Origin of the sequence: Paenibacillus sp. FSL R7-0179 (genome assembly GCF_038002265.1) — a bacterium.
Classification (GTDB): Bacteria; Bacillota; Bacilli; order Paenibacillales; family Paenibacillaceae; genus Paenibacillus_AQ.
Map to the genome: position 1 here is coordinate 1 of NZ_JBBOCC010000001.1, position 24,473 is coordinate 24,473.

Consider the following 24,473-nt stretch of genomic DNA (forward strand, 5'->3'; position numbering starts at 1 on the left):
AATAAAGAAAACAACACAAATTGAAAGAAATATATAACCTGGAATTTCAACTAGATATCCAAACAAGCTGTTTACAATAATTGTAATGTCACTAAACATTCTATACTGAATTTCACCTGGATTTTTAGATAGCGAAAAATTTATATTTTTACTTTGTAGCAGACCTAAAAAGTTTAGTTTTACCCTAAAATCAACCCCAAACATATATTTATCTTTAAAATATTTATAAAATCCATTTATTATAAGTAGTAATATTTGTAGTAGTAAAAGAGTAATTATGTATATCATGCTATCATTCAATTGATTGCTAATAAATAAATTAACAGTATTTCCAAAAACATAAGGAAAGATTATTGACCCTAATGTAGTAATTAAATATATTCCACCAAAAAGAAGAATGTATTTTTTTTTAAAATACTCTTTAAGAATCTTTTTACTTTGATTTAAAACTTCCAACCAAAACACTCCTCCTTAATGTAGGTTTAAATCCAACAAGGATTTAAACCTACATTAATCACTCATTCTATTTCAGAGACAATACTAACTTGCTACGTATACCCAAGCCCCAACATTTACTACTGCTGCCAAATTTACAGCCCCAGCGTAATTCACTGCTACTGCAGCACTCCAAACGGCAGCAGCATAAACAACAAACACAACACCGGCTACAACTGATTGAGGCTCATAACTCGGACTAATATTACTGGATGTTACCAACGGATAATTTTCTTGCACTTCTCTCACCTCGAAATTAAATTTATGTTATTATTGAGAATAACACACAAGATTGATCGTGGAATTCTTTTTCAAAAATCCCTACCTTCACCCAACCATTTGATGTAAAAATTTTTTCCTTAGTATCATCAGCATAAAACAATAACTTTATTTGCTGAGAGTCGCAATTGATATTATAGAAAAGCGATATATGCTTTTGTATTGCATCTTTTAAACTTGCGTCCGCCTTAATTACTATTAGATCTGATTTTGAGAACCAACCCGAGACATAATATGTATTTAAATCTTTGGTTTTCTCCATAAATATCAATTCACTTATTTCCCCATCTAAATCTGTTTTCTGAACAATAAACCCATTACTAACTATTAGTTGAACGAAGTTTTTTAAATTTTCTTTTAAGAAATCAGGATAATAAAAACTTGATAATTGACCTTTAAACATCACGTCATCTAGAATATTCCCGGTGTTAATTCCAAATGGATCTACAGTGTAAGCACCAGAAGAGTGTTTCAATTTATTGAAGATTTCAATTCCTTCATCTTCCAAAAAAAACCTTCTTTTCCATATTTCATAAATAAAATCAATCGTTTTATTCTTTAATAATTCAAAATCCTGCTCTTTCTGATTTTTATACAAATTATCAATTATTTTAGAGAGCGTATTTTTCCCATTTATCTGTTCTAATGTTTTTGCTCCGACTTTATTTACATTTAGTTCAAAATAATCTGAGGTAACCTTTCTAATTATTGCTCCATCAGAAGTTTTCTCTAAATCAACATCACCTTGAAATCTAGGTGTAAATTGTTCCAAATTCACTTTATCCCCTCGTTTCAATAAGAAGAATATACAAAATCTTTACTATTGAGATAACTAATTTCCAACTCTAATTCAAAACCTAATTGTATTAGTTCTTCATTTATTGAACTGGCCACTGCTTTTATTTTTGTGTATTCAAGTGGAGTTAACTTATTTACTACCGCCAACAAAGATACCTGATCTAGTAATGAAACCTTTTTGTAAGCATTAAATAGTAAAGACACCGTGGTGTTTCGCATTATATGTGATGGATAGCTTATTAATGATACCCCTATCAAATCATTAAAATCATAATGTAATACCCAATCCGTTTCCTGCCCAAAGATCATTGAACGAACAATTCTTGCTCTATACATATTATTGTTCATACTTTTATCTGATGTTTTTTCTGACAACATATCGAAAACATAATACGCTTTTGAATCTTCTTTAATATCCTTAAGAAAGTCCATAATAGAGTTAATATCATCTTCAGCGGCTAACCTAGCATTAGCTTGCTCCATTAATTTCTCCCGCTTTCCATCATTTCTAGTAAATCAATATTCTCTTGCATAAAAATTTTAGGTAAATTAAATTTACTCAGATTCATATCACGAACACTAAAGATACCTTCTAAGACTTCCTTGACCAAGGAGATACCCAATACATTTTTAGGTATATTCTCTTCTATGTAATTTTCAAGAGATGCCTTATTGAGATCCCACATTTTTAATGGAAGGTATGGGGATAACAAAATTTCCCCATATGCATTTATATTTATGTAAGGTATATAATCTACTTCTCTAAGCATATAGAAATGGTCTAACGGATCTCCCCATTCTATTTTTAGTTCACTACTTTTTGAAAGTATTTTAATTTTACCTTCATCAATAATTTTTAATAATTCCTTATATTCATCCCTATTCAGTGAGATTTTGTTGAAATTATCATCGCCTCGCCCTAATGGCATAAAGGGTTGGAATCTTAATTCGAACACTCCATGTTCTATGCAGTAATCAATAATCGAGTTAATTTCGCTGAGATTTTTTTTGTGAGGTAAACAAGCAATACCGACATTCAAGCCAGCTTTTTTTGCAATAGTTATAGACTCTAGAACTTTACTCAGCTTACCATTCGAGTTTCTAATAAAGTCATATGAATCATCACTTATGCCATCCAAGCTAAATTGAATCAAACTTATTCCTGCATTCTTTAACCCTTCAGCTTTTTCTCGATTAAAGAGTAAGCCATTAGAAACTAGATTAACTGCACCTTTAGGAAAAACATCCTTGAACTTTTTCGCCATTTTAGTTATAACATCATATTTAAGTAAAGTTTCTCCTCCGAAGAAACAAAGTGATGATACCTTTAAGTGAGCCAAGCTTTCAACAATTTCAATTAGTTTCTCATCGCTCATTTCGCATTTAATAGGTGCACCACTAGAATTAAAACAATGATTGCATCTTAAATTACATTTGTAGGTAACATCCAGCGATGCAGAACCAATCTTATACATATTATCACCTCAGTAAGTAATCTTAACCTTAAAACCTATTTATTTTTATATAATACATATTTTCCCTCTAGGTAATAAATGACTTTTGTCATTGTATATAATAATCCAAGAAATTACAAAGACCCTTATAGTAACTTTATAATCAAATTTCAGGATAAAATGCCATTCTATATTAAAGTTATTCATAACGAGTCGAATCCATTTTCACCTCTGGATAATGAAAGGTCCCGTAATTGTTTAATTAGAAAGGACTTACGCGATTTTTGTCGTCCTTCGGAGGCCTTTATGTGACGCCATCCCGCTAACGGTTCCGTAAACAAAAATATACTTCAGCTTTCCTTTCACACATATTCGGCTGTTGACCTATAAAAATCAATGGAATTTTAGGATCGTAGGGTAAAGCATAGATCTCCAAAACGTCATCTATACAAGCAACAAATTCAGCGTTAGATTTAGTAGGAATACACCATCGCTTCTTTAAAGTGAGGATCAAGTTTCGTTTTTTAATGTCGTCCGAATTGTCTCTCGTTAAACAAATTCCATGAAATTCATCTCGATAACCGCTGTTTCAACAGGTCAACTGTCCAGTGGGCATAGCACACAAGCCGCTTTGAACAGGCCAAGACGAAAATTCTGACCTTCAGTTCTCTCGTAATGATAGCAGCCATCCCTGGCCGGCTGTTTCCAATAACTCACAAGGTAGGCTCAAAGCCATGGGGCATCATAACTCACTTCCCCTGACTCACTAGGAAATTTCCATTCGCTTAGGAAGGGCTCCTTGACTTTCATTGACTAACATGGGAATGAGACAGCGATTTCGAATTCCCTGCAACGTCCATTCCCATGAAGAAGCTGCCGTATCTTTTCGTGTTCTTCATCATTGAGTGTTACTACTATTACAAGTCTGCAGAATGAGTTTCAATTTCATTGATTTGGTTTTTATAGTAGAATACACCCAAGTTAACTACCACTAAATGAGAGGTGCATCAGATGAAGCAATCGTACATAGCCAGACTTGAATTATTCGTAACCAACGCCCAGCAGATCAAACAGGAATTCCCCTGGCAAAATGCCTCCGTGAACCGGCTGGCAGCCTTGCTCTACGCCGTGGAGGACAAGATCGCCAATGTGCAGGCAATCCGCATGTACCATGAGATGGTCAAGGATAACACCCGGGGCTTCTCTTCCTTCCGGGGAACCTCAGCCATCTGTATTGCTGCGCTGCTCTCCCTGTCCCCCCAGCCGCAGCAGCAGCTTGCAGCTACGCTGGCTGTATATGACCTGCTTAAGGAACGTAAATTCCGGGCCTCCGACTACCTGGTCATTGCCGCCTATCAGATCGCTGCTCATACCCCGTACGATCAATATGCCGCAGCCATAGACCGCACTCAAGCTTTCTATGAAGGGATGCGGTCGAAGCACCGTTTCCTCACCGGGCGGGATGACTATATCTTCGCTGCCATGCTCGGACTCTCCGATATCCCTGTAGAGCAAGGGCTGGAGCAGCTGGAGCAGCTCTATGCTACGCTCAAGCCCGAATTCTTCTCCGGCAATAGTGTTCAGGCGCTGACACAGGTGCTGGTGCTAGGCGGAGAGGATCTCACAAGCCGGGTGCTAACTCTGCGCGAGGCGTTCCGGGCCCGGGATATCCGGCTGGATAAGGAGTATACTCTCTCGTCCCTTGGCATCCTGGCCCTGCTTCCGTACGAACAGCAACAGCTGGTAAGCGATGTCTCGGATACCTATGAGTTTCTCCGTCCGCAGAAGGGCTTCGGCGGCTGGTCGATCAACAAGCAGGAGCTGCTCCTGCTGTCTGCCGCACTCGTCTCCTATCAATATATAGTGGACGTGCGAAACGGCATTATTGAATCCGCCCTATCTACCAGTCTGACCAACATCATCATTGCCCAGCAGACAGCGATTGCTGTAGCTGCGGCCTCTGCTGCTGCGGCAGCTTCTTCTTAAGGGTTGACATGCAAAAGGCTTCCGGAGCGTAATTGCTTCGGAAGCCTTTTAGTTGGATTTCAGGCACTTGTTAACGGGCTATCTCCCGTGTGACGGAAATTAGTTGGATTTATGACACTTAACTCTGCCCATATCTGCGATGTTACCTATATCCGGCTGGATTAGGTGTATAATTTCCAACTACAATTCGCCAAACAACGTTTTTGTTATAATTAGATGACGTTTATCCACTTGTTGTTATGTTAAGCAGCTGCGGCCGCTTGCCTGCCACCCTTCCGCAACAATCCTACACTTCCTCCCCATCCCCGGGCATACGGCGTCTGCCGATCCCAAACGCATAGTACCCCGCCACAACAACAGCCAGGAACGACGCGCCGACGATCAGCGACAGATGAGTATCCGGGTTGAACCACATGCCGATGATGACCAGCGACAGGAAGATGATAATAATGTAGTTACTGACCGGGAAAAAGCGGGACTTGAACGGATGGGCGGCCATCTCGCCTGCCCATCGCTCTCTGAATCTGAACTGGCTGAAGGCCAGGGCGAACCACGGAATCATTCCCGGAAGCACGCTGGCACTGTAAATATAGAGAAACAGCTTGGAGTCCGGCATCAGATAGTTTAACAATACGCCGACCAGCAGCAGGGAGATCGTTGTGATTATGCTGTTGCGGGGCACTCCGCTGGCAGAGACTCTGCCGAAGAACTTCGGAGCTTGTCCGTTCTGGGCGAGCGTGTAGAGCATTCTTCCCGCACTGTAGATCCCGCTGTTGCAGCCTGACATCGCCGCGGTCAGCACCACGAAGTTGATAATGCCTGCCGCAGCGACAATCCCGACCTTGGCGAAGGTCAACACGAACGGACTGCCGATCCCGCCGATCTCATTCCACGGATAGATGGTCACAATGATGAAGATGGCCCCCACGTAGAAAATCAGAATACGCCAGATGATATTCTTGATTGCTTTTCGCAGCGTATGCTTCGGATTCTCCGCTTCCCCGGCCGTAATCCCCACCAGCTCAATCCCCTGATAGGCCGCCGTGACAATGCAGAGCGCGAACAGGAAGCCCTTGAGTCCTCCGGCAAAAAAACCGCCGTGGCTATACAGATTGGACAGCCCGAGCGGCTGCCCGCCATTCCCCAGACCGAAGAAAATCACCCCGGTGCCGATCACCAGCATCACCACAATAGCGACCACCTTGATCATCGCAAACCAGAATTCAAACTCCCCGTACAGCTTCACCGCCGCCAGATTGGCCGCTGCAATGATGCCTACACCGATCAGCGCCGGAATCCACTGCGGAATATCCGGGAACCAGTACCCGACATAGATACCAATCGCCGTAACCTCGGCCATACCGACCGTCACCCATAGGAACCAGTAGCTCCAGGCGGTCAGGAAGCCGGCCAGCGGGCTGATATATTTGTGGGCAAACGTGGCGAACGAACCGGTCACCGGCTCCACCACCAGCATCTCCCCCATAATCCGCATCACAAAAAACATAATGATTCCTGCCATAAGATACGCAAGCAGCACGGACGGCCCCGCCCACTTAATCGTACTTGCCGAGCCCATGAATAATCCCACGCCAATCGTGCCGCCCAGTGCGATCAGCTCGATATGCCGCGGCTTAAGTCCTCTTGTTAACTGTTTCGATTCCAAGCGTTATGCTCCCCCTCAAATGTACACCTGTACACCTCACATGTACTCCACGCAATCTATCTTAATATGTAAGCATCATTGTAAGCTGTGATCTACATTAACGCAATGCAGAATTACTCCATTACAAAGTTCAAGCTTTTGTAAAAAGAAATTATTCGTATCCCTATACATTTGGTTTCATAGTGTTATAATCACTTTGTTTATCACAAGACAACAGGAAACAGGTGATCAGATGTTTGAAATCAAATGGCTGTGGCAGAACCTGGAGGGCAACCGGGCGCGGTATATCGTGGCACTCTGCCTCTCAGTGGTGGGCTCAAGTCTTACGATAGTGAACCCCTACATCAGCCAGCGCATCGTCGATACGTTCATTGCCGGTGACCAAGCAGGAGAGAATCTTGCTACAGGACGCGGACTGCTCATTGCACTGTGCCTGGGCATGATCGGCTTCTCTCTGCTCCGTACAGGGCTGGCATACTTCACGACCATGCAGTACGAAATTTCTTCACAGAATATGATGTACAATATCCGGATTTATCTGTACAACAAGATTCAGGGCCAGGACCGGGAATATTATGACCGCAACCGCACCGGGGACCTGATGACCAAAATGACGGGGGATCTGGATATGGTCCGCCACTCGATGGCGTGGATTTTCAAGACGATCATTGAATCGCTTACGATTTTCCTGGCAGCCGTCATTTATTTCCTCACAATTGATGTGAAGCTGACGCTGTGGATGCTGATCCTGTCACCGCCGATATTTGTGGTGGCCTTTATCTTCGCCAGACGGGTGCGTCCCATGTACATCGACCTGCGCGAACGGCTGTCCCAGCTCAATACAACGACCCAGGAGAATATCTCCGGGAACCGGGTGGTGAAGGCTTTTGCCCGTGAGGAGTTCGAGATTGCCAAGTTCACAGAGAAGAATGTCAACTACGCGGTGGCGAATAAAAAAGCGGCCCTCGTCTGGCTCGACTATTTCCCTTACCTGGAGTCGTTCGCCCAAGGGTTCAACGTGGTCCTGATGCTGGCCGGCGGTTACTACGTGATGGAGGGGCGGATTACCTTCGGTGAGTTCACGGCGTTCTCCTCGCTGATCTGGGCCGTCTCGAACCCGATGCGCAATATCGGAATTATTATTAATGATATTCAACGTTTCTTTGCCAGCTTATCCAAAATCGTCGATATCTATTACGCCCGTCCGGCGATTGCCAATGATCATAATCCGGTGGAGCAACGCCGCTATGAGGGACGGATCGAATTCGACCATGTCCGGTTCAAATATGATAACGCTACCGTGCTGGATGATGTGAGCTTCACAATAGCCCCCGGCGAGACCATTGCGATTATGGGGGCCACCGGCTCCGGCAAAACCTCGCTGATCAACCTCATTCCCCGCTTCTATGATGTGGCTGGCGGGCGTGTGCTGGTCGACGGCAGAGATGTCCGGGAGCTGGAGCTGGATGAACTGCGCGGGAACATCGGAATGGCTACACAGGATGTCCTGCTGTTCTCTGATACCATTGACGGCAACATCGCTTACGGCGATCCCGAGCTGCCTGAGGAGGATGCGAAGGCTTACGCGGCTCTGGCCGCTGCCCATGATTTCATTGTCCGGATGCCTGAAGGCTACGATACCGTAGTCGGGGAACGCGGCGTCGGGTTGTCCGGGGGCCAAAAGCAGCGGATTGCGCTGGCACGCGCCCTGGCGGTCCAACGTCCGATTCTGATCCTGGATGATACGACCTCTGCGGTCGATCTGGAGACGGAGGAGCATATTCAGCGCAGCCTGCGGGAGCTGGAGTATCCCTGCACGAAGATCATCATCGCCCAGCGGGTATCCACTACGGCCCAGGCTGACCGCATTCTGATTCTTGAGGGCGGACGCTTAATTGAGGAAGGGACTCATGCCGAGCTGCTTGCGAAGCGGGGTTACTACTATGATGTATTCATGCTTCAGAACGAGGGCATTGGAAGGCAGGTGACCGAGAATGGCCAGAAATAAATTCGATGTCGATGAGAATCTGGAATCGCCGTTCAATATCAAGCATTTCCGGCGGGCCATGGTCTATATACGGCGCAAAAAGAAGCCGATGCTTATCGCATTCGCGCTTAGCGCATTGTCGGCGGCAATCGCCTTGTCGGCCCCGCTGATCATGCAGCATGTCGTGGATGTGACCATTCCCGCCAAAGACATGGGAGCACTAGCAGGCTGGTCGGGGCTGATGCTGGCAACGATCGTGGTCAGCGTCATTCTGGCTACGATTCGCTCGCGGATTATGACCCGTGTCGGCCAGGATATTATCTTCGATATCCGTACCGACCTGTTCAAGCATCTGCAGGAGCTGCCCTTCAAATATTACGACGACCGGCCGCAGGGCAAAATCCTGATCCGGGTCGTGAACTACGTTAACGGGGTCTCCGATGTATTGTCCAACGGGATTATCAACTTCATTCTGGAAATTGTGAACCTGATCTTCATTGCAGTGTTCATGTTCGCCGTGGATGTGCGGCTCTCCTTCATCATTCTGGCCGGACTGCCGGTATTCCTCGGCATCATGCTGCTGATCAAGACCCGGCAGCGCCGGGCCTGGCAGGCCGTATCGAATAAAAGCTCCAACCTGAATGCCTATCTGCAGGAGAGCATCAGCGGCATCGGCGTCACCCAGATGTTCTCCCGGGAGACGCGCAATGAAGGCATCTTCACCCGTCTGGCCGGCAACTTCCGCACGGCCTGGATGAAGGCGCTGCGTTACAACATTCTGATTCCGTTCAGTGTCGATAACCTGTCTACCATTGTTACAGCTATGATCTTCCTGGTCGGCCTGCTGACTCTGGACCCTCAGAACATGACGCTGGGCGTGATTCTCGCCATGAGCAGCTACGCGGCACGCTTCTGGCAGCCGATCCTGAACCTGTCGAACCTGTACAACAACTTCATTAATGCGGTCGCTTATCTGGAGCGGATCTTCGAGACGCTGGATGAGCCGGTGACGGTCAGCGATATCCCCGGTGCGAAGGCGCTGCCGCCTGTACAGGGCCGGGTGACGTTCGATGATGTCACCTTCGCCTACGATCCGGGCTTGAATATCCTGGAGAACATCTCCTTCGATGTGGCTGCCGGAGAGAGCATCGCTCTAGTCGGTCCGACCGGTGCGGGTAAGACCACCGTCGTTAATTTGATCTCGCGCTTCTATAATCTGACCGGCGGACGCATCCTGATTGACGGGCAGGATATCTCGCAGATTACCTTGAAATCACTGCGCAGCCAGATGGGAATTATGCTGCAGGACAGCTTCATCTTCTCGGGAACCATTCTGGATAATATCCGCTACGGCAGACCGGATGCGACCGAGGAGGAGGTTATCGCCGCTGCGAAGGCGGTCTGCGCGGACGACTTCATCCGCGAATTCGATCAGGGCTACCAGACCGAGGTGAACGAACGCGGCTCCAAGCTCTCCCAGGGACAGCGCCAGCTGATCTCGTTCGCCAGAACGCTGCTGGCCAACCCGCGGATACTCATCCTGGATGAAGCCACCTCCTCCATTGATGCGCAGACCGAACGTCTGCTCCAGAAGGGGCTGAATGAGCTGCTCAAGGGGCGCACCTCTTTCATCATCGCGCACCGCCTGTCTACGGTGAAGAACTGCGACCGGATTATGTATGTCTCAAATAAGGGCATTGCCGAGAGCGGCTCACATGACGAGCTGATCGCCCGCCGCGGCCTGTACCACCGGCTGTATACGGCGCAGAAGATGGAAGCCTGAGGTGTAGCGCAGGATAAAGCTATATAGATTATACTTTTAGTTTTCAGTTTTGGGATTGCCGTGACTCCAGAGAATATTTGGCCCTCCGGCCGCTGTTGTCCCCAGATTTCTTGAATTAATTTGAACCGCTATTAGCGGTAGAAATCCGGTGACAAAGGCGGACGCTGACGCTCCTACAGTTCCAAAATTCTCCTCCGCCACTTTTCCCTGTCTGTTTACTTTAAGTTCAATTTATATAGGCTCAAACAAGTGGAAACGGCTTTGCCGTCCTGTTAAAGGACGGTACCGTTTCAGCGAAAAATAAAAGGATAATCTATCGTGTGAAACATATAGATTCTTATATTTTAAGAAATCGCCAAAAACCGCAGTAGGGACTCCCCTGTCTGCGGTTTTTGCGTGCTTAGTTGAACCGTACAGCACATCTTCAGTGAAGAATAGTTACACATGTAAGAACGGATACCGCCTAACACTACTGTTACTGGCTTCCTCTATCATGTGCAATGAAGCAGTACTACTACTGCGGTCCACGCGGACTGGAGAGCCGCTATTCCTGTACATTGTACCATTTTGCGGGCCAGGCGGACTCACATGCACTTAACTAGTCATTTTCGCCTCATTTCCATCACCAATTGGCCCTATAACGGCCCCTCAGTCCGCAGGCGAGCGATAAAGCTATCTTTTTCACAAAATAAGAGCCTCATGGTCCGGTGGTAAAACCTTTAAGCGGAAAACCTGTTACCCGTGCATTATTTATTCCTGCTTCATGTACTCTTCCCTCAGCATACTGTAGATCTCCAGATCGACCACTCCCTTGCCGGACCAGAGGGCCGCTTGCCGCAGCATCCCTTCCTTGACGTATCCGTTCTTCAGCAGCACCTTCTTGGAAGGCTCATTGTTCAGCATCACCTCTGCCTGAATCCGGTTCACCTGAGCCTGCTGGAACAGGAATGCTGTCAACAGCTCAACGGCCTTGGAAGCGAGGCCCCTCCCCCACTGGGCTTCCGCAAGGAAGTAGCCAATGGTCACCATATTGACCCTCTGATTGAAGTCGCAGGCTTCAATAATTCCGAGCAGTTGCGTATCGTCTGCGGGGGCGAAGATGCCCCACTTGATCCGCGATCTTTTGCCATAATCCCGCTCATAATGACCGATCATGCTCTTGACTGTAGTCTTATTGTGCTTGGGGATAATGCCGCAATATTCGAACACCTGGTCATTGCTGTAAATCTCGAATAGCCCATCCAGATGCTGCTCCTCAATCTTGCCCAATACCAGCTCCTCTGACCTTAAGACAGGGAACTGGTCAAACACAATCTCCATCTTCATCCGGGGCACTCCCTTCTCTGATCCTTAAGCGCTTGGCCTAATGGGGACGTACAAATCAACCATGCACTTGCCCTGCGGATCTTGCGCAGGATCATTCAGGCAGAATTCAAGACATGGCCGGTCATCGGCTTCATAGCCGCTGCGGGGTAACCATACGCTGAACATGGTATCATACGCAAGGACAAATCTATCTACCGCATCATAGTAGGAATACACCGCATACAGCCCGCCGGATAGAGTCTTGTATGCTACCTCCTCCCGGTGGGTCTCCCGTTCGAATCCCTCCGGGAGTGTAATGCAAGCATCATAGCGGCATACAGACTCTTCTGTAAGTTCCCCGTCATCCAGTGAGATTCCGATGTACTGCTGATTCGCCGGATGCAGCCCCTGCTTAGCAGCCCAGCCGGTTAGCTTGTCCCATGCGTTATGCGTGTTTATGTAACTTCCAATATGCCTGACATAAGCGACCTCAACCTCTGCAATTTCTCTGAGTTCCACCATACTGTCCCATGCCCTCCTTAACAGCGGATTACCTTCTGCTTTATTGTATTCCGCCGGGGCGGCCGGCTCTGCCTGCTTATTGCTGAGGAGTGACGGGAAATTGCTATGTTTCTGCCTGCTATTCCTGGTACTGCTGGGGGTACAGCCGAAATGCCGTTTGAAATGGACATTCAGAGCAGATACCGATTCAAAGCCGCTCTCCCCTGCAATCTCCAGAATCGTCTGATTCGTCCGGCTAAGCAGCACCATGGCCTGCTCGACACGCTTCCTGGTTACGAAGGCCATCGGCGTCATGCCCGTGAAGGCTGTGAATATTCTGGTGAAATGATATTTGGAGAAATGGGAGATCTCCGCCAGCTGATCCAGCCGCAGCGGCTGGCTGCTGTGATTTTCTATGTAGGCAATGACCTGCTTGATCCTCTCCCCATACTGCTCCTTCATCACTGAACCCCCTGTCTCCTTCGTGTTACAATACTGTACAAATATTGTAAACTGGACAGACTGTTGTCACAACCCTGTGGTATAACCAGAGGAAAGGAGTGATTGTTATGGCAAGCTATGAATACTCGTCCCGGCAGGAGCTGATCGACACGATCCATAATCTGTACCTGCTCTTGGATGCCGAGTATGACGGAATTAACAATACATATAAGGATACGCGAATTCCTGAGGTGGACAAAACCCCAGCCGAGATCATCGCTTATCAGCTGGGCTGGCTGGAGCTGGTGAGGAGCTGGGACCGGAGTGAGCTGGAAGGACAGACCTTCTCCATGCCTGCTGCGGATTACAAGTGGAATCAGCTCGGCGGGTTGTATCAGTCCTTCTACAGTAAATATGCGGAGTATTCTCTGTCTGAGTTGCGTGAACTCTTCCGGCAATCAGAGCAGCAGTGGCTGGACTGGATCAGCACATTGACGGAGGAGGAGCTGTTCATCCAAGGCGCGCGTAAGTGGACCGGAGCCAAGGAGAACTGGCCGATGGCCCGGTGGATTCACATTAATTCTGCCGCTCCGTTCAAGACCTTCCGGGGGAAGATCCGGAAGTGGAAAAAGCATTGTCCTGAAGGACTCGCAGAGTGACAAAGTGGCAGCATCACAAAGCGGGATAGCGGGATAGCGGGATAACAGGTTAGCGTCCACTGCTTCGCAATCATTGCGTGCTGTCTGCCCTCCCGTCTGGCCTTTGCATCCCCCTCTTGCCAGTGCCTTCCCGGTTCATTCCCCTGCTCCCGTCCCTGAAGTTGGCGCCGCCGCCGTTCATGCCGGGGAACCCGCCGGGCCGGGAATTGAAGTCTGCACTGGTAATATTCTGGGCAGTGATTGCTTCGCAGGAAGTGAGCAGCAGCGAACAAATAAGCACACTAATAATTAAGGTGATATAGTATTTCTTATTCCGCATCATGAGACCTCCTTCTGCCGGTCAGCAGGCTATAGGCATCTTGGAAACCCAGGTAAGACAAGACAAGCAGCAGCGGATACACGGGATACAGATACCGGGACTTAATCTCCCAGAGCAGGTAGAACCCGATGAAGCCAAGAATCACCAGAAGGAGCGGGGTCTCCGCGAAACGCTTAGCAAGCAGTCCCCGGATTAACCGGATCAGAATGAAGATGTACATCAGGAAATTCTGGACATATAAGGCCCACAGCAAGCCGCGCCGGTATATGGAATCACATTCAAACAGTCTGCTTGCGGCTGTGGAATAGCTGTAGTGTCCCATCACCATGCCGCCCCTCCCGCCAGTGGAGGAGGCGGCTTCATTTCCAATCCCGTAGCGCTCCATCTGATATGTCCCTTCCGTCCAGGTCCAGACCAGCTTTTTATAATACATTTCTGCAAGCTCAGTTAAGGTCGCGCCGGAGAGCTTGCTGCGGATAGAGTCCTTAAACAGTTCTACACTCTCCGCCTTATTATAGCCGGCCTCCTGCTGGTAGATATTATAGCTCTCACGGTCATCCCAGAACCCGAGTGTCTCCAGATTAATTCCCATGTTCAGCCACATGTACACCGGAGCAGAATTGCTGGACGGCGATTCGTCCACAATGCCTGTGGCTTGAAGCGCCGTATTCTGAATCCAGGCAGGAAGAACCCACAGCAGCAGGGTTATGCCACAGGCAGCAATGACCTTCTTCACGCCAATCGCCCGCAGGTTCAGGAGCAGACTGAGAACAATGGCAATCAGGAAGATCATACCTATGCTGCGGAAGTAGTTACCAAGTGTAAGCAGTACTGCCGCGAACAGCATATCCTTCATGGATCTTCTGCGGATGAACCTGACTCCGAAGTAGAGCGCGCTGGTGAGCAGAGCCGTGGCAATTCCATCATTATAGATGAAGTTGCTCATGAACAATGCCGGAACATAGGCCGCAGCGATAATCAGAAGGCCATAGTCCTTCCTGCTTGATTTAGGATTCAGCTCTTGGGCGAGCAGATAGATGACCAGCGTGGTGGCGAGCGTGAACAGAATGTTGAAGCTTTTGATCACCAGGTAATTGTCCGGGAATAGAAGCAGCAGCGTCTTCAAATACAGCACGAAGGAGAAATTAAAAGGGAACATGTACAGGTATCCGCCTGACTGGAAGGAGGAATAATCCTTGTCATAGAGCATCGCCCAGGCCAGGGACAGCACCGTCTGTGAATCATCCGTAGGCATGCGGGTGAACAGAAAAATAATCACGAGCTGCATGGCACCAGATAACAGCAGAACAGCTGGAATAACCTTGGCCCGGCTATACCCTTCAAGCCTCCGGGAGAGTCTGTACAGCACGAAGCCCAATCCCAGAACAACTACAATCCATAGCAGGAACACAAGCGGCTGCTGCCCTTCCAGCACCGCCCGGTCTCCATACACGGAATAGCTATATTTTGCCCGGAGAAAGAAGGATGAAGCAATGAACAGCCCAATGAATAAGGCGAGGATGATTGTTACGATTTGCTGGATTCTTTTTACCATGATACCCTCCTGATTGGCAGCGTCCGGCGAGTCTTTCGCATGTGCCTTAATCCATATACGGAGTATACATAGTGAATCTGAATGTTAGTTGAAAGGATGCTTCAGACACCAAAAAACCTCCGGGTCCTCTCCAGCCGCCGCATCCACAGATGCGCTCATGCCGGAAAAGCTTCCCGAAGGCCTGCTGCTTAAACTATTCTGTTCCTGTTGAATACGAACGGGTGAATCACTTGTCAGCAACAGCACGAACCACACGAAAGCCCTGGTCATTCCCCCGGCTGCTTGGATCGAATTGGCCGCGGAAGGAGATCTCCGTATTATCCACCCCGCCGATCCAGCCGCCGCCCTTCACCAGCCGGACCGAGCCGGTCTTGCTATTCGAATCCGCTTCCCCGTACCAATTCCAGCACCATTCCCTTACGTTGCCTGACATATCGTAGAGTCCCAGCTCATTGGGCTGCTTGAGGCCGGTATTTCTCGGCTGGCTATGATTGTTCTCAATCGCAGGCCAGGTCCAGTCCCCGGTCAGGAATTGATCGCCGGAGTTCCTCCAGTACCAGGCTACCTCCTCCGGGTTGTCGCTTCCGCTATACGGGTAGCCTGTGCTCATCTGGCCTCCGCCTGCTGCATATTCCCACTCGGCTTCTGTCGGCAGACGGTAACCGTCCGCCCCTTCATTGGCCGTTACAGTCCATTTTATGAAATCCCGGTCACTTGTATTATTCGGATCGACCTTATTCTTGTCTATATTATAGTAGGGGGCCAGGCCTTCCTTCACACTCCGCTCATTACAGTACTCCACGGCATCATACCAGGTTACGCTCTCCACCGGCAGCTTGTCTCCTTGGAACTGCGAGGGGTTACTCTTCATCACTTCCAGCCACTCTTGCTGGGTGACCTCATATTTACCGATGTAGAAGTCCGGGAGGGTCATCTCTGTCCCGTAGTAATTGGATTTCGTATTTTTAAAAGTACCGCCTTCTATACGCACCAAACGTTCATCCGTGGCAGGCTTCTCCTGCGAGCAAGCACTGGCTATAGCCGCGATTGCCATACATAGAATCAGAATCATTAATGGTTTTCTCATGAATACCTCTCCTTTGAGCAGATGGGCAAGGTACAGGACCTTAGCGCAGTTCAGTGTGTGAAAATGATAAGGCCGGCAGCTTGTCCACCCGGCCGGCCTTAGCCCTGTCAAAGGTTAGCTGAACTTACGCCGCTGCCGGAACGGCAAGACGCCTGTCAGCTTGTCTATTACCACACAGTTACGTTGGAGCTGCCGCTGCTCTGGTAGCCTTCGGTGGCCAGTACCTGGTATGACCAGTTGCTTCCCAGATACATCGATTTGCTCTGCCAGGCGTTCACGTGGTTGCTGAACGTAATCTGGACATTGCTGCCGATTGGCCGTTTGGATTGTCTTACACTCCAGTACTGCGGGAACGTAGCATTTCCGTCAATGGAAGGAGCGTCGTAACGCATAGTACGATAGATATCATAAGTGGCGCCATCACTGTACACCGTGCCTTTATGATCGCCGGTTGGTCTGTAAGTTCCCCAGTTGTCTACCACATAATATTCAATAAGGGCATTCCGGGTCCATCCGTAGAAGGTCAGATAGCCGTTGCCGGAAGGCGCAAACACCCCTGCATTATAATTCACTACCCGGTTCGGCGTGCCGTAGGTCCACCCTTTGCCGACTACGAAGTTCCCGGTATTGTACCAGTTCACACTGTAATTCCCGCCGCTTCCGTTAACCGCATTCACAGTTCCGCCGCCATCGGTCCAGTTTTGCCAATAATCTGTTGCGCCTGCAGTCGCTGCGAACGCGCTGAAGCTCAGTGCCGCTGTCATTAATACCGTAAGAAGTTTCTTTTTCATTGTAAATTAATACCTCCCGATTATAATGTGTTTGCTTGCAGCTTGCTTCTTCCCGTAGGATATAACTTATCCTGATGGTTATCCCATATATTTACTTGTCCTCCTTTCGAGAAAATTATATCTAGTAAGCGTTTACATTACTCTCTGCAAACTAAAGATTAACCCCCAATTTTTATTGATATTATGGAAATAATGGGTCGAAATTAAGCGGATTGTAACCTCCTGGGAGATATGTGGTGAAAATTCGGGGAAATTCGGCAGTGGCCGGTGGCGGACAAATATTTGCTCATCCGGCCTACTTTTGCCGAAATCAGGTGCACTAATGCTCTTCCTCACGCCAAAAAAGCCGCCCCAACGGGGCAGCTCTGTACTGTTCAGCTTTACTCACTTGTCACTATTCGTCCATTGCTAATCTGTTAACCAATCCTCTATCGTCCCTCTACCCCATCTTAATAACGGCCTTGACCACATCCTCCTTATTGTCGATCACGTAATCGAACGCTCGCTGCGTGTCCTCGAATTCGAATTCGTGGGTGACGATGCCTTTGACGTCGATTTTGCCGTCCGCGATGGCTCCAATGGCCGCCGGATACAGGTTGCGGTAACGGAAGACCGACTGGATGCCGGCTTCCTTGAACATAATCTGCATGAAGTCGAAGTCGATGATATCCTTGGCGGCAAGGCCGACCAGGACGATGGTTCCGCCTCTTTTGACCAGATATGGCGTCTGCTTCACCGTATGCTCGCTGCCTGCCGTCTCAATAACCTTATCCACGCCCGCGCCACCGGTCCAGGCCGCAATGGCCTCCAGCACATCCTCCTGTCTGGCGTTGATCACCCGTGTAGCTCCCAGCTTCATTGCCGCTTCCAGCCGCTTCTCAATGATATCCACCACCACAATCTCCGTAGCCCCGTAAGCCTTACAGGCCAGCAGAGTGACCAGCCCGATACAGCCCGCTCCCAGAATCACAACCCGGTCTCCCAGCTTAACGCCGCCCTGCGCCGCAGCATGAAGCCCCACCGCCAACGGCTCGACCAGCGCGCCCTCCTCCGAAGACACATTATCCGGCAGCTTGAAGGCCATGTTCTCGGGGTAAGCCATATAATCCATCAGACAGCCATGGTACGGCGGCGTAGCGAGGAAACGTACATCCGGGCACAGATTATATTTGCCGCTTTTGCAGAATTCGCATTGGCCGCAGGTCACACCAGGCTCCAGCGCCACCCGGTCCCCCACCTTCAAATGCTTCACGCCCGGCCCCAGCTCCACCACTTCACCGGCACATTCATGTCCGAGAATGAAGTCCCCATTCACCACGAAGTCACCGATCCGGCCATGCTCCAGATAATGCACATCCGATCCGCAGATGCCGACAACCTCCAGCTTCACAATAACCTCGCCCTCCCGGGCTACGGGCATATCGATGTCCTTCATTTGCATTTTTTGCAGTTCCGTCATATAAAAGGCTCTGTTCTTCATCTGTTTCTCCTCCTCAGGGACCTTAGACACTCTTAGCAAAACTCCTGTTATTCCCAGGCTTCTGCATTCATTCTCCAGTCATCCAATAATAATATACTTTTATAAAACAGTTTAAATAAGATTATAAACAGAATTGGGATGAAGTCAACAAAAACTCCCCCAGAGAAGGACAAGGCCGCGATTGCAGCAACGTCCCTCTTCCGGAGGAGCGGGGAAAGCAGATATTGCATTAGGGTAAAATCAACCGGAATCTAGATGCTGGCGATAAATTCCGTCACCAGCTCCAGGGCAGCGCCCACAGCGGTGGCCTCCAGCTTATATTTGCAGACCCGCAGGTAGGAGCCATCCTGCTCGAAGGTGTTCTTGCGCGCTGCCAGTGTCTGAAGTTCATCGATGTATTTCTCCATATGAGCCCCGGCATAGCCGCCGAGAATCACATCGCAATCGTACAGCATCCGCAGGTTATTCACTGTAATCACCAGATAGCCTACATACTCCTGCCAGATGGCCTGCTGCTCCTCCTTGCCCTCTCCCAGCAGCCGGAAGAATTCCGCAATGCTCCCCCCTGTACTATCCGAGAGAATTCTCGCCGAGCAATAGGCATCTACACAGCCCTTCTGTCCGCAGTAACAGGTACGCCCTTCAGGCAGAATCGTCATATGCCCGAACTCTCCGCTACGGTGGTTCTGGCCTGCATAGATCTGGTTACCGACTATAATGGCACCGCCCACGCTATTGTTAAGGGACAGATAGACCACATTGTGTATGTCCTGCTCACCCCACAGTTCAGTAAGTCCCGCCGCATTCGCATCATTGCTCAGAACGCAGGGATAAGGGATGTATTCGGCGAACCGCCGGACACTGCCTCCCTTGAAATCTATGACTGTAGCATAGCTCACTGTCTGCCGGTCCCCGGATAGAATCGCAGGCAGCGCAATGCCCACTCCCAGGATCCGGCTGCGGTCCAGCTGGCAGGCCTCTACGAACTCCTTCACCAGCTGGCCTACCCCCTGGAAGTAGGTCTCCTCATTCGCAAACGGATAATGCTTCCTGACATTCTTAATCATTCTGCCGCTCAGGTCAATGACGACAATCCCCACATGATTCAGGGTAATGTCCAGTCCGACGGCATATCCCGCCACACTGTTACAGGCCATTGACTTGGCCTTACGCCCCCCGGTGGATTGATACAGCCCGGTCTCCTCAATCAGCCCCCGTTCCTGCAGCTCCTTGAGATTCTGTGTCACGGTCGGGAGACTTAGACCCAGCGCCTGTGCAATCTCCTGAATGGAAGTGGATTCACGGTGATACAGGTACCGGTAAATGGCGTTCCGGTTCATCTTTTTAACTTCCATACTATTCAAGCGATGTGTCGCCATTCGAATCCCCCTCACTTTTACAAATGTACTTTATAATTTTATACATATAATATGCAATCACACCCGTTATAGCAATCATAGCCGTTTTTATTGTGAATAATTTCACGTATGTAGTTTTATTGTATCAAGAATTGGAAGGCCCGTCATTAATCTTTTGGGCCGATGGCCTTAATCGGTCCCTCTTGTCGCAATCATTCGCATGTTAACGCCAAGCATGACGAACCAGCCGGCGAACAGTAACTGGGAGATCAGGATCATTTCCTCACCAAGTAACCATGGATAGGAGCCGATTAGATCAAACACGCCGGTCAGAAGCCCGAGAGCTGCCGTGAATGTTCCCAGTCCGCTCTTCCAAATTACAAGGCTCAGCAGAATCGTTGCGATTCCAACGATTAATGCAACACAATGCACGCCCCCGTAATAGAAGCTGATAATCAGCCTGTAGCTCTCCGGCGTAAGCTCAATCCCATATACCGGATAGACCAGCCTCCCCAGAATAATAACCAATACGATATAGACAGGAACGCTAACCGCCAGCAGGCCGCAGCCAAACACAGTCAGGACCGGATTCACCTGCACCAGCAGCCGGTATAATGCCGCGATGGAGGGGATGAGAAGTACCGCAGCGAAGAACAAGACCTCGTCTGCCATCGACAGCTGGAACCGCCATTCGCTCAGCCATGATAAGAGCGCAGCATCCTCCAGCGGGGGAGCAGGCACCGGTCTAAGGAACAGATATTGGGCCAAAAAGAGCAGGCCGGAGCCAATAAACGCCATTCCGCCAAACCGGATCAGCCGCTGACGGGTCATCATATCGCTTCATCTCGATTCTTATTTATTCTTAATGCTGCCGGATTCTATGAACATTTAGGCTTCCGGGTCTACGGCCGCTCCGAACAGGATGAGCAAGGCAAGCCTCGGCCCATCCTGCATATGCGGTTATAGCATGAACAGCCGGGATTCCCTCGCCGTCCAAATATTCAGCGCCTGTGTGCGGACTGCGGGATTCGCATAATTCCTGTACTCCCGCAGACGCTCCGACGGTTCCGGGCTCCAGCGCAGTGCGCTTCCCGCCGCTTCCAGCAAGGACAGTCCGAGATACGGAGCCTCGTAAGACGGTTCTGCCCGCAGAACATCCACAATCTCAAGCAATGTCTCCGGTGTCCAGTATCCGGCGCTGTTCTCCAGGCTGGCGGCAAGCCCACGGTACAACTCGCTCAAGAGCTGCGGCTGACGGGTTATTCCCTGCGCGATCCGCTTCACATACCCGGACGCCTCCTCTGTGTTACTCCAATCGATCACTGCGATATATAAGGTCAAGACAAGCTCTTGTAACGTCTCATCGGCGGCCAGCGTATCGGCCAGCTCCAGGTACAATGGGGTAAGCTGTACCCTTGTACTCTTGGGCAGACCGGTTAACTGCTTGACGAGTACCTGCAGGCGCTGCCGGTGCGGCAGGTCTCTATCCGCCGCTGCATTCCATTCCTGCGTCACGGGCGTTGCCGCCAGCTCCCGGCAGATATCGGCTACAGCCGCATTCACCATACCGTCCCGGGCAGCTTCAATCAAGGTCAACATCGCGAACTCCCAGCTGGAGCTGTTCTTAAGACCCGCAACTGCCTGAGCGGCAGCCTCTGCAACGGCGCCTTCATAACCGCTTGTCCACCACTTCATGAAACTATAAGCCTGGCTGCTGACGGATTCATCCGGGTGAGCGGCAATGGCTATGATTAAGTCCAGATAGCGCGGTCTGCAAGCAAGCGGAAGCCCGGCAGGCTGCTGGGACAATAAGCTCACTGCGATATCACGCTCTGGAGAAGCAGCGATGGCACGCAGCAGCTCCCAGCTCCGTTCATCATCCAGCAGCCCTCTGGCAGCATGCCCTATAGCAATCACCACATCCTTATGCACAGCTGGCTTCGCAAATTCATTCAACAGCAGCGGAAGGCTGTCCTCACTTCTATACGCACCAAGCAGGCGGATGGCTTCCTTCCGGACGGTAATTTTCAGCTTCTCACGGTCCAGCAGCTCCTTCAGCACCAGGGACAGCAGCGCCGGACGGACCCGGCGGATACACCTCGGGATGGAGTACATCGCTACACGGGCCCGGTCGCTATCCAGATGCTCCAGCAGCACGGGCAGGGCTTTCTCCGGCTCCTCCAGCAGGGACAAGGCATGAAGCGCTGCCTCCGCCACAGCCACCTCTTTGTCCTGTACCAGCTCATACGGCCGCTCCGGATTCCCATCCGGCATACTTGCCATAATTCTGATCGCTCTGGAACGCTCAAACAGGCTGTACTTGGGACCGAAGGCAATGGTGCTTAACAGGGCAGCATACGCCTCTTGCTGGCGGGGCAGCCAGCGGTAGAATCCGTCCGCAGCCGGAACAGGATAGACCGTTTTGCCCGAGAGGAACTTTCCCTTGATCGCAGCCCCCGAAATATAAGGGTCCAGCCATTCCTGACGCTTCAGGTGCAGATGCAAGAACACCTCGCGGATGGTGATATAAGATGGATCTGCATCCAGCAGCTCCTTCACCCGTTCATCGCGCGTCTGCAGCGGCTCCAGCCAGAGCCGGGTTGCCCGGATCGCGGTTCCTTCGTTTTTGGCCCGGGTGGCTTCCCGTAAGAGCTGCTGTAGCTTGACGATGCTGTATCCCCTTTTCCCAAAAGAAGTCGCCAGGCTCAGCACCAGGTTGTAATTCTCCCGCTTGCCCGCCTGTGCGGCGTAGGAATAGATACTGTCAAAGATGATCTCTTCCACGCCCCGCGGCATGTTCTTCGCCAGGGATGGCAGGGAGAACTGCCCGTCCTGCTTCGCCAGCTTCTGGAGCGTATTCAGCGCGAATTTGAACAGCTCTCCGTCCGGCTCCGCCGCCTGATGGCGCAGAATCGAGAAGGCCAATTGCTGCACAGAGTACCTCGTTCCGTAGGAGGTGTCTCTGGCATCAATCACGCTGTTTACCAGCACAGTAAGCGCCGGGATATGGGCAGTCTCGTACACAGACGCCGGACTCTCCGATAGCTCCTTGAACACCGCCCCCCGCACCGGGTCCTGATCATTACGGATACGGCCTAAGGTCAGCAGTGTAGCCTCCATGCCTTGCCTTGCCAGAACGGTGCTGCGGATCAGCTGCATCAGCGCCGTAGCGCGTTCATCTGCATTCGATACCCGGATTGCCTGCTCCAGCTGCTCTCTGACCTGAAGAATCGGGCGGGCGGCGGTGATGCGCAGGGTGCTCTCCCGGTTCTCCCTGATCTCACGCAGGCCCAGCATCCGGGCAGCCTCCCGTTCACGCAGCGCATGCGGCAATACATACAGCAGGCTCTCCGGAAAAACCCGCTCCCGGCGCTTCTCCTCCTCATATGCAGCATCGAAAATCTCCTGGCGCTTAGAAGGCGCAAGATGCTCCAGCAGCCGCGCCACATGGTAGGGCTCGTCCGCCAGCAGCTTGGCAAGCTGCGACAATTGATTCATGGAGAGGAGCTTCGCCCGCTTGAGCACAGCTTCAGGCACACCATAAGTCATAAGCTCACCACGCACCTGCGTCCGGATCAGCAGCTCATACACCGCGCCTGGTCGCAGGCGCATCAGTGTGCCGAGATTCGCCTTAAGCGCAGGCGGCAGCATGTCTGCCGGCCCATGATTCACCGCATAGGCAAGCATAAGATCAGGCTTATGAACACTCAAATGCTCCATCGCGGAGGAGAACTGTGACCACACCAGCCCTTTAGCCCTTAGCGGGGCCGCTTCCAGCTCTCTGGTGAAATACTCCGCGACCACCTCCAGATGGCGGCTGGACAGCTTTTTCCAATCCTGAATGGCGTACCCCAGCTCAGCAAGCCGCGCGCGGACGGTTGCCGCAGAGCAAGCCTGCAGCACAATCGCCGCCTCGCCCGCGCCCCAGCGGGCCTGTACCACTGGCAATAGCCGTTCCGCCACCTCCTGGCGGTTCATCAGGGCTACCGTACGCAGCAGCTTGCGGCGGCAATCCTGTGACAGCTGCGGAAGCTCGCGTTCAATCTCTTCGGCTGAAGCGGCTTTGGGCAGCAGACCCGCAGCCATATTACGGATGCTGGCCATGGGGTGCTTCAGCCCCGCCAGAATCACTGGCGCATCCATTGTCGCGATCGCCCCCATCAGGGCCAGCCGTGCTTCATAAGCCCCGCCCCCAAGTAAGGAGTTAAGTAACTGTGAGTATTCCGGGGACCCCAGATGATCGCGGCCTAGTCTTGTGATTGCTTTGATTCTATCGGAATACCCCAGGGCATCCAGCTCCCCCAGTAAGCGCTCTTTATTCAATGGGTCTCGTCTCCTAGTCATACGTCCTCCTCTTGGATCTGTTCTGAGTTCTTCCTTATTTTACAAAAAGCAAGCTTTCACCCGCAACAAGTGGAAACGGCATTGCCGTCCTTTTGAAGGACGGTACCGTTTCAGCGAGAAATATAAGGATAAGTTATGGAGTGAAACCTATAAATTCTTATATTTCAAACAAAAGGGTAACCCCG

The 24,473-nt window shown here is 50.2% G+C and carries 19 protein-coding genes; 4 read left to right on the plus strand and 15 right to left on the minus strand.

The window, feature by feature from the left end; translation table 11 throughout:
• The 4 genes from MKX63_RS00005 to MKX63_RS00020 all read right to left on the minus strand — a co-directional run.
• Positions 1–456 (minus strand): ABC transporter transmembrane domain-containing protein (locus tag MKX63_RS00005; protein WP_341014432.1); only part of this gene is annotated, 456 nt, incomplete at its 3' end.
• Positions 457–757: 301 nt separating this feature from the next.
• Positions 758–1,546 carry a hypothetical protein gene (locus MKX63_RS00010; protein WP_341014433.1) on the minus strand — a complete coding sequence of 263 codons (789 nt, stop codon included), beginning with the start codon at positions 1,544–1,546 and terminating at the stop codon, positions 758–760.
• Between the two features lie 20 nt (positions 1,547–1,566).
• Entirely contained in the window at positions 1,567–2,055 is a 489-nt protein-coding gene (locus MKX63_RS00015) for a hypothetical protein (RefSeq protein ID WP_341014434.1), read from the minus strand.
• Positions 2,055–3,047 (minus strand): radical SAM protein, encoded by a 993-nt coding sequence (locus tag MKX63_RS00020; RefSeq protein WP_341014435.1) that lies wholly within the window; start codon positions 3,045–3,047, stop codon positions 2,055–2,057. The genes MKX63_RS00015 and MKX63_RS00020 overlap by 1 nt, the downstream gene beginning before the upstream one ends.
• 990 nt (positions 3,048–4,037) lie before the next feature.
• On the opposite strand from MKX63_RS00020, the gene MKX63_RS00025 reads away from it, so the two are divergent.
• Positions 4,038–5,012 (plus strand): DUF4003 family protein, encoded by a 975-nt coding sequence (locus MKX63_RS00025; RefSeq protein WP_341014437.1) that lies wholly within the window; start codon positions 4,038–4,040, stop codon positions 5,010–5,012.
• Positions 5,013–5,298: 286 nt separating this feature from the next.
• Here MKX63_RS00025 and MKX63_RS00030 read toward each other — a convergent pair whose 3' ends face one another.
• The gene (locus MKX63_RS00030; protein WP_341014438.1) at positions 5,299–6,678 is read right to left on the minus strand and encodes an amino acid permease; all 1,380 of its coding nucleotides are present in this window, start codon (positions 6,676–6,678) and stop codon (positions 5,299–5,301) included.
• Positions 6,679–6,910: 232 nt separating this feature from the next.
• Between MKX63_RS00030 and MKX63_RS00035 the strand changes: the two genes are divergently transcribed.
• Together MKX63_RS00035 and MKX63_RS00040 are read left to right on the plus strand one after the other, a co-directional pair.
• Positions 6,911–8,686 (plus strand): ABC transporter ATP-binding protein, encoded by a 1,776-nt coding sequence (locus MKX63_RS00035; RefSeq protein WP_341014439.1) that lies wholly within the window; start codon positions 6,911–6,913, stop codon positions 8,684–8,686.
• Positions 8,673–10,448 carry an ABC transporter ATP-binding protein gene (locus MKX63_RS00040; protein WP_341014440.1) on the plus strand — a complete coding sequence of 592 codons (1,776 nt, stop codon included), beginning with the start codon at positions 8,673–8,675 and terminating at the stop codon, positions 10,446–10,448. The genes MKX63_RS00035 and MKX63_RS00040 overlap by 14 nt, the downstream gene beginning before the upstream one ends.
• 750 nt (positions 10,449–11,198) lie before the next feature.
• On the opposite strand, the gene MKX63_RS00045 is transcribed toward MKX63_RS00040, so the two are convergent.
• Both MKX63_RS00045 and MKX63_RS00050 read right to left on the minus strand, forming a co-directional pair.
• Positions 11,199–11,774, minus strand: coding sequence for a GNAT family N-acetyltransferase (locus tag MKX63_RS00045; protein ID WP_341014441.1), 576 nt, complete (start codon positions 11,772–11,774; stop codon positions 11,199–11,201).
• A gap of 24 nt (positions 11,775–11,798) precedes the next feature.
• Positions 11,799–12,716 carry an AraC family transcriptional regulator gene (locus tag MKX63_RS00050; RefSeq protein WP_341014442.1) on the minus strand — a complete coding sequence of 306 codons (918 nt, stop codon included), beginning with the start codon at positions 12,714–12,716 and terminating at the stop codon, positions 11,799–11,801.
• A 107-nt stretch (positions 12,717–12,823) separates the two neighbouring features.
• On the opposite strand from MKX63_RS00050, the gene MKX63_RS00055 reads away from it, so the two are divergent.
• The gene (locus MKX63_RS00055; protein ID WP_341014443.1) at positions 12,824–13,354 is read left to right on the plus strand and encodes a ClbS/DfsB family four-helix bundle protein; all 531 of its coding nucleotides are present in this window, start codon (positions 12,824–12,826) and stop codon (positions 13,352–13,354) included.
• A gap of 70 nt (positions 13,355–13,424) precedes the next feature.
• On the opposite strand, the gene MKX63_RS00060 is transcribed toward MKX63_RS00055, so the two are convergent.
• The 8 genes from MKX63_RS00060 to MKX63_RS00095 form a co-directional block, all read right to left on the minus strand.
• Complete coding sequence (locus MKX63_RS00060; protein WP_341014444.1) at positions 13,425–13,673, minus strand: hypothetical protein; 249 nt, start codon at positions 13,671–13,673, stop codon at positions 13,425–13,427.
• Positions 13,663–15,228, minus strand: coding sequence for a glycosyltransferase family 39 protein (locus MKX63_RS00065; protein ID WP_341014445.1), 1,566 nt, complete (start codon positions 15,226–15,228; stop codon positions 13,663–13,665). The genes MKX63_RS00060 and MKX63_RS00065 overlap by 11 nt, the downstream gene beginning before the upstream one ends.
• A gap of 226 nt (positions 15,229–15,454) precedes the next feature.
• Entirely contained in the window at positions 15,455–16,315 is an 861-nt protein-coding gene (locus MKX63_RS00070) for a formylglycine-generating enzyme family protein (RefSeq protein WP_341014446.1), read from the minus strand.
• A gap of 167 nt (positions 16,316–16,482) precedes the next feature.
• On the minus strand, positions 16,483–17,106 hold the full coding sequence (locus tag MKX63_RS00075; RefSeq protein ID WP_341014447.1) for a glycoside hydrolase family 11 protein: 624 nt from the start codon (positions 17,104–17,106) through the stop codon (positions 16,483–16,485).
• A gap of 439 nt (positions 17,107–17,545) precedes the next feature.
• Complete coding sequence (locus MKX63_RS00080) at positions 17,546–18,586, minus strand: NAD(P)-dependent alcohol dehydrogenase (protein ID WP_341014448.1); 1,041 nt, start codon at positions 18,584–18,586, stop codon at positions 17,546–17,548.
• A 251-nt stretch (positions 18,587–18,837) separates the two neighbouring features.
• Complete coding sequence (locus tag MKX63_RS00085; protein ID WP_341014449.1) at positions 18,838–19,941, minus strand: ROK family transcriptional regulator; 1,104 nt, start codon at positions 19,939–19,941, stop codon at positions 18,838–18,840.
• 192 nt (positions 19,942–20,133) lie between these two features.
• A complete protein-coding gene (locus MKX63_RS00090; RefSeq protein ID WP_341014450.1) occupies positions 20,134–20,778 on the minus strand; it encodes a hypothetical protein in 645 nt (214 codons plus the stop codon).
• 126 nt (positions 20,779–20,904) lie between these two features.
• Positions 20,905–24,267, minus strand: coding sequence for a HEAT repeat domain-containing protein (locus tag MKX63_RS00095; protein WP_341014451.1), 3,363 nt, complete (start codon positions 24,265–24,267; stop codon positions 20,905–20,907).
• Between the last annotated feature and the right edge of the window lie 206 nt (positions 24,268–24,473).

Coding starts and splice junctions, on each gene's coding strand:
- MKX63_RS00025 (WP_341014437.1), top strand. CDS start 4,038: ATGAAGCAATCGTACATAGCCAGACTTGAATTATTCGTAACCAACGCC.
- MKX63_RS00060 (WP_341014444.1), bottom strand. CDS start 13,673: ATGCGGAATAAGAAATACTATATCACCTTAATTATTAGTGTGCTTATT.
- MKX63_RS00065 (WP_341014445.1), bottom strand. CDS start 15,228: ATGGTAAAAAGAATCCAGCAAATCGTAACAATCATCCTCGCCTTATTC.
- MKX63_RS00090 (WP_341014450.1), bottom strand. CDS start 20,778: ATGATGACCCGTCAGCGGCTGATCCGGTTTGGCGGAATGGCGTTTATT.
- MKX63_RS00075 (WP_341014447.1), bottom strand. CDS start 17,106: ATGAAAAAGAAACTTCTTACGGTATTAATGACAGCGGCACTGAGCTTC.
- MKX63_RS00055 (WP_341014443.1), top strand. CDS start 12,824: ATGGCAAGCTATGAATACTCGTCCCGGCAGGAGCTGATCGACACGATC.
- MKX63_RS00040 (WP_341014440.1), top strand. CDS start 8,673: ATGGCCAGAAATAAATTCGATGTCGATGAGAATCTGGAATCGCCGTTC.
- MKX63_RS00085 (WP_341014449.1), bottom strand. CDS start 19,941: ATGGAAGTTAAAAAGATGAACCGGAACGCCATTTACCGGTACCTGTAT.
- MKX63_RS00020 (WP_341014435.1), bottom strand. CDS start 3,047: ATGTATAAGATTGGTTCTGCATCGCTGGATGTTACCTACAAATGTAAT.
- MKX63_RS00035 (WP_341014439.1), top strand. CDS start 6,911: ATGTTTGAAATCAAATGGCTGTGGCAGAACCTGGAGGGCAACCGGGCG.
- MKX63_RS00050 (WP_341014442.1), bottom strand. CDS start 12,716: ATGAAGGAGCAGTATGGGGAGAGGATCAAGCAGGTCATTGCCTACATA.
- MKX63_RS00080 (WP_341014448.1), bottom strand. CDS start 18,586: ATGAAGAACAGAGCCTTTTATATGACGGAACTGCAAAAAATGCAAATG.
- MKX63_RS00015 (WP_341014434.1), bottom strand. CDS start 2,055: ATGGAGCAAGCTAATGCTAGGTTAGCCGCTGAAGATGATATTAACTCT.
- MKX63_RS00070 (WP_341014446.1), bottom strand. CDS start 16,315: ATGAGAAAACCATTAATGATTCTGATTCTATGTATGGCAATCGCGGCT.
- MKX63_RS00045 (WP_341014441.1), bottom strand. CDS start 11,774: ATGAAGATGGAGATTGTGTTTGACCAGTTCCCTGTCTTAAGGTCAGAG.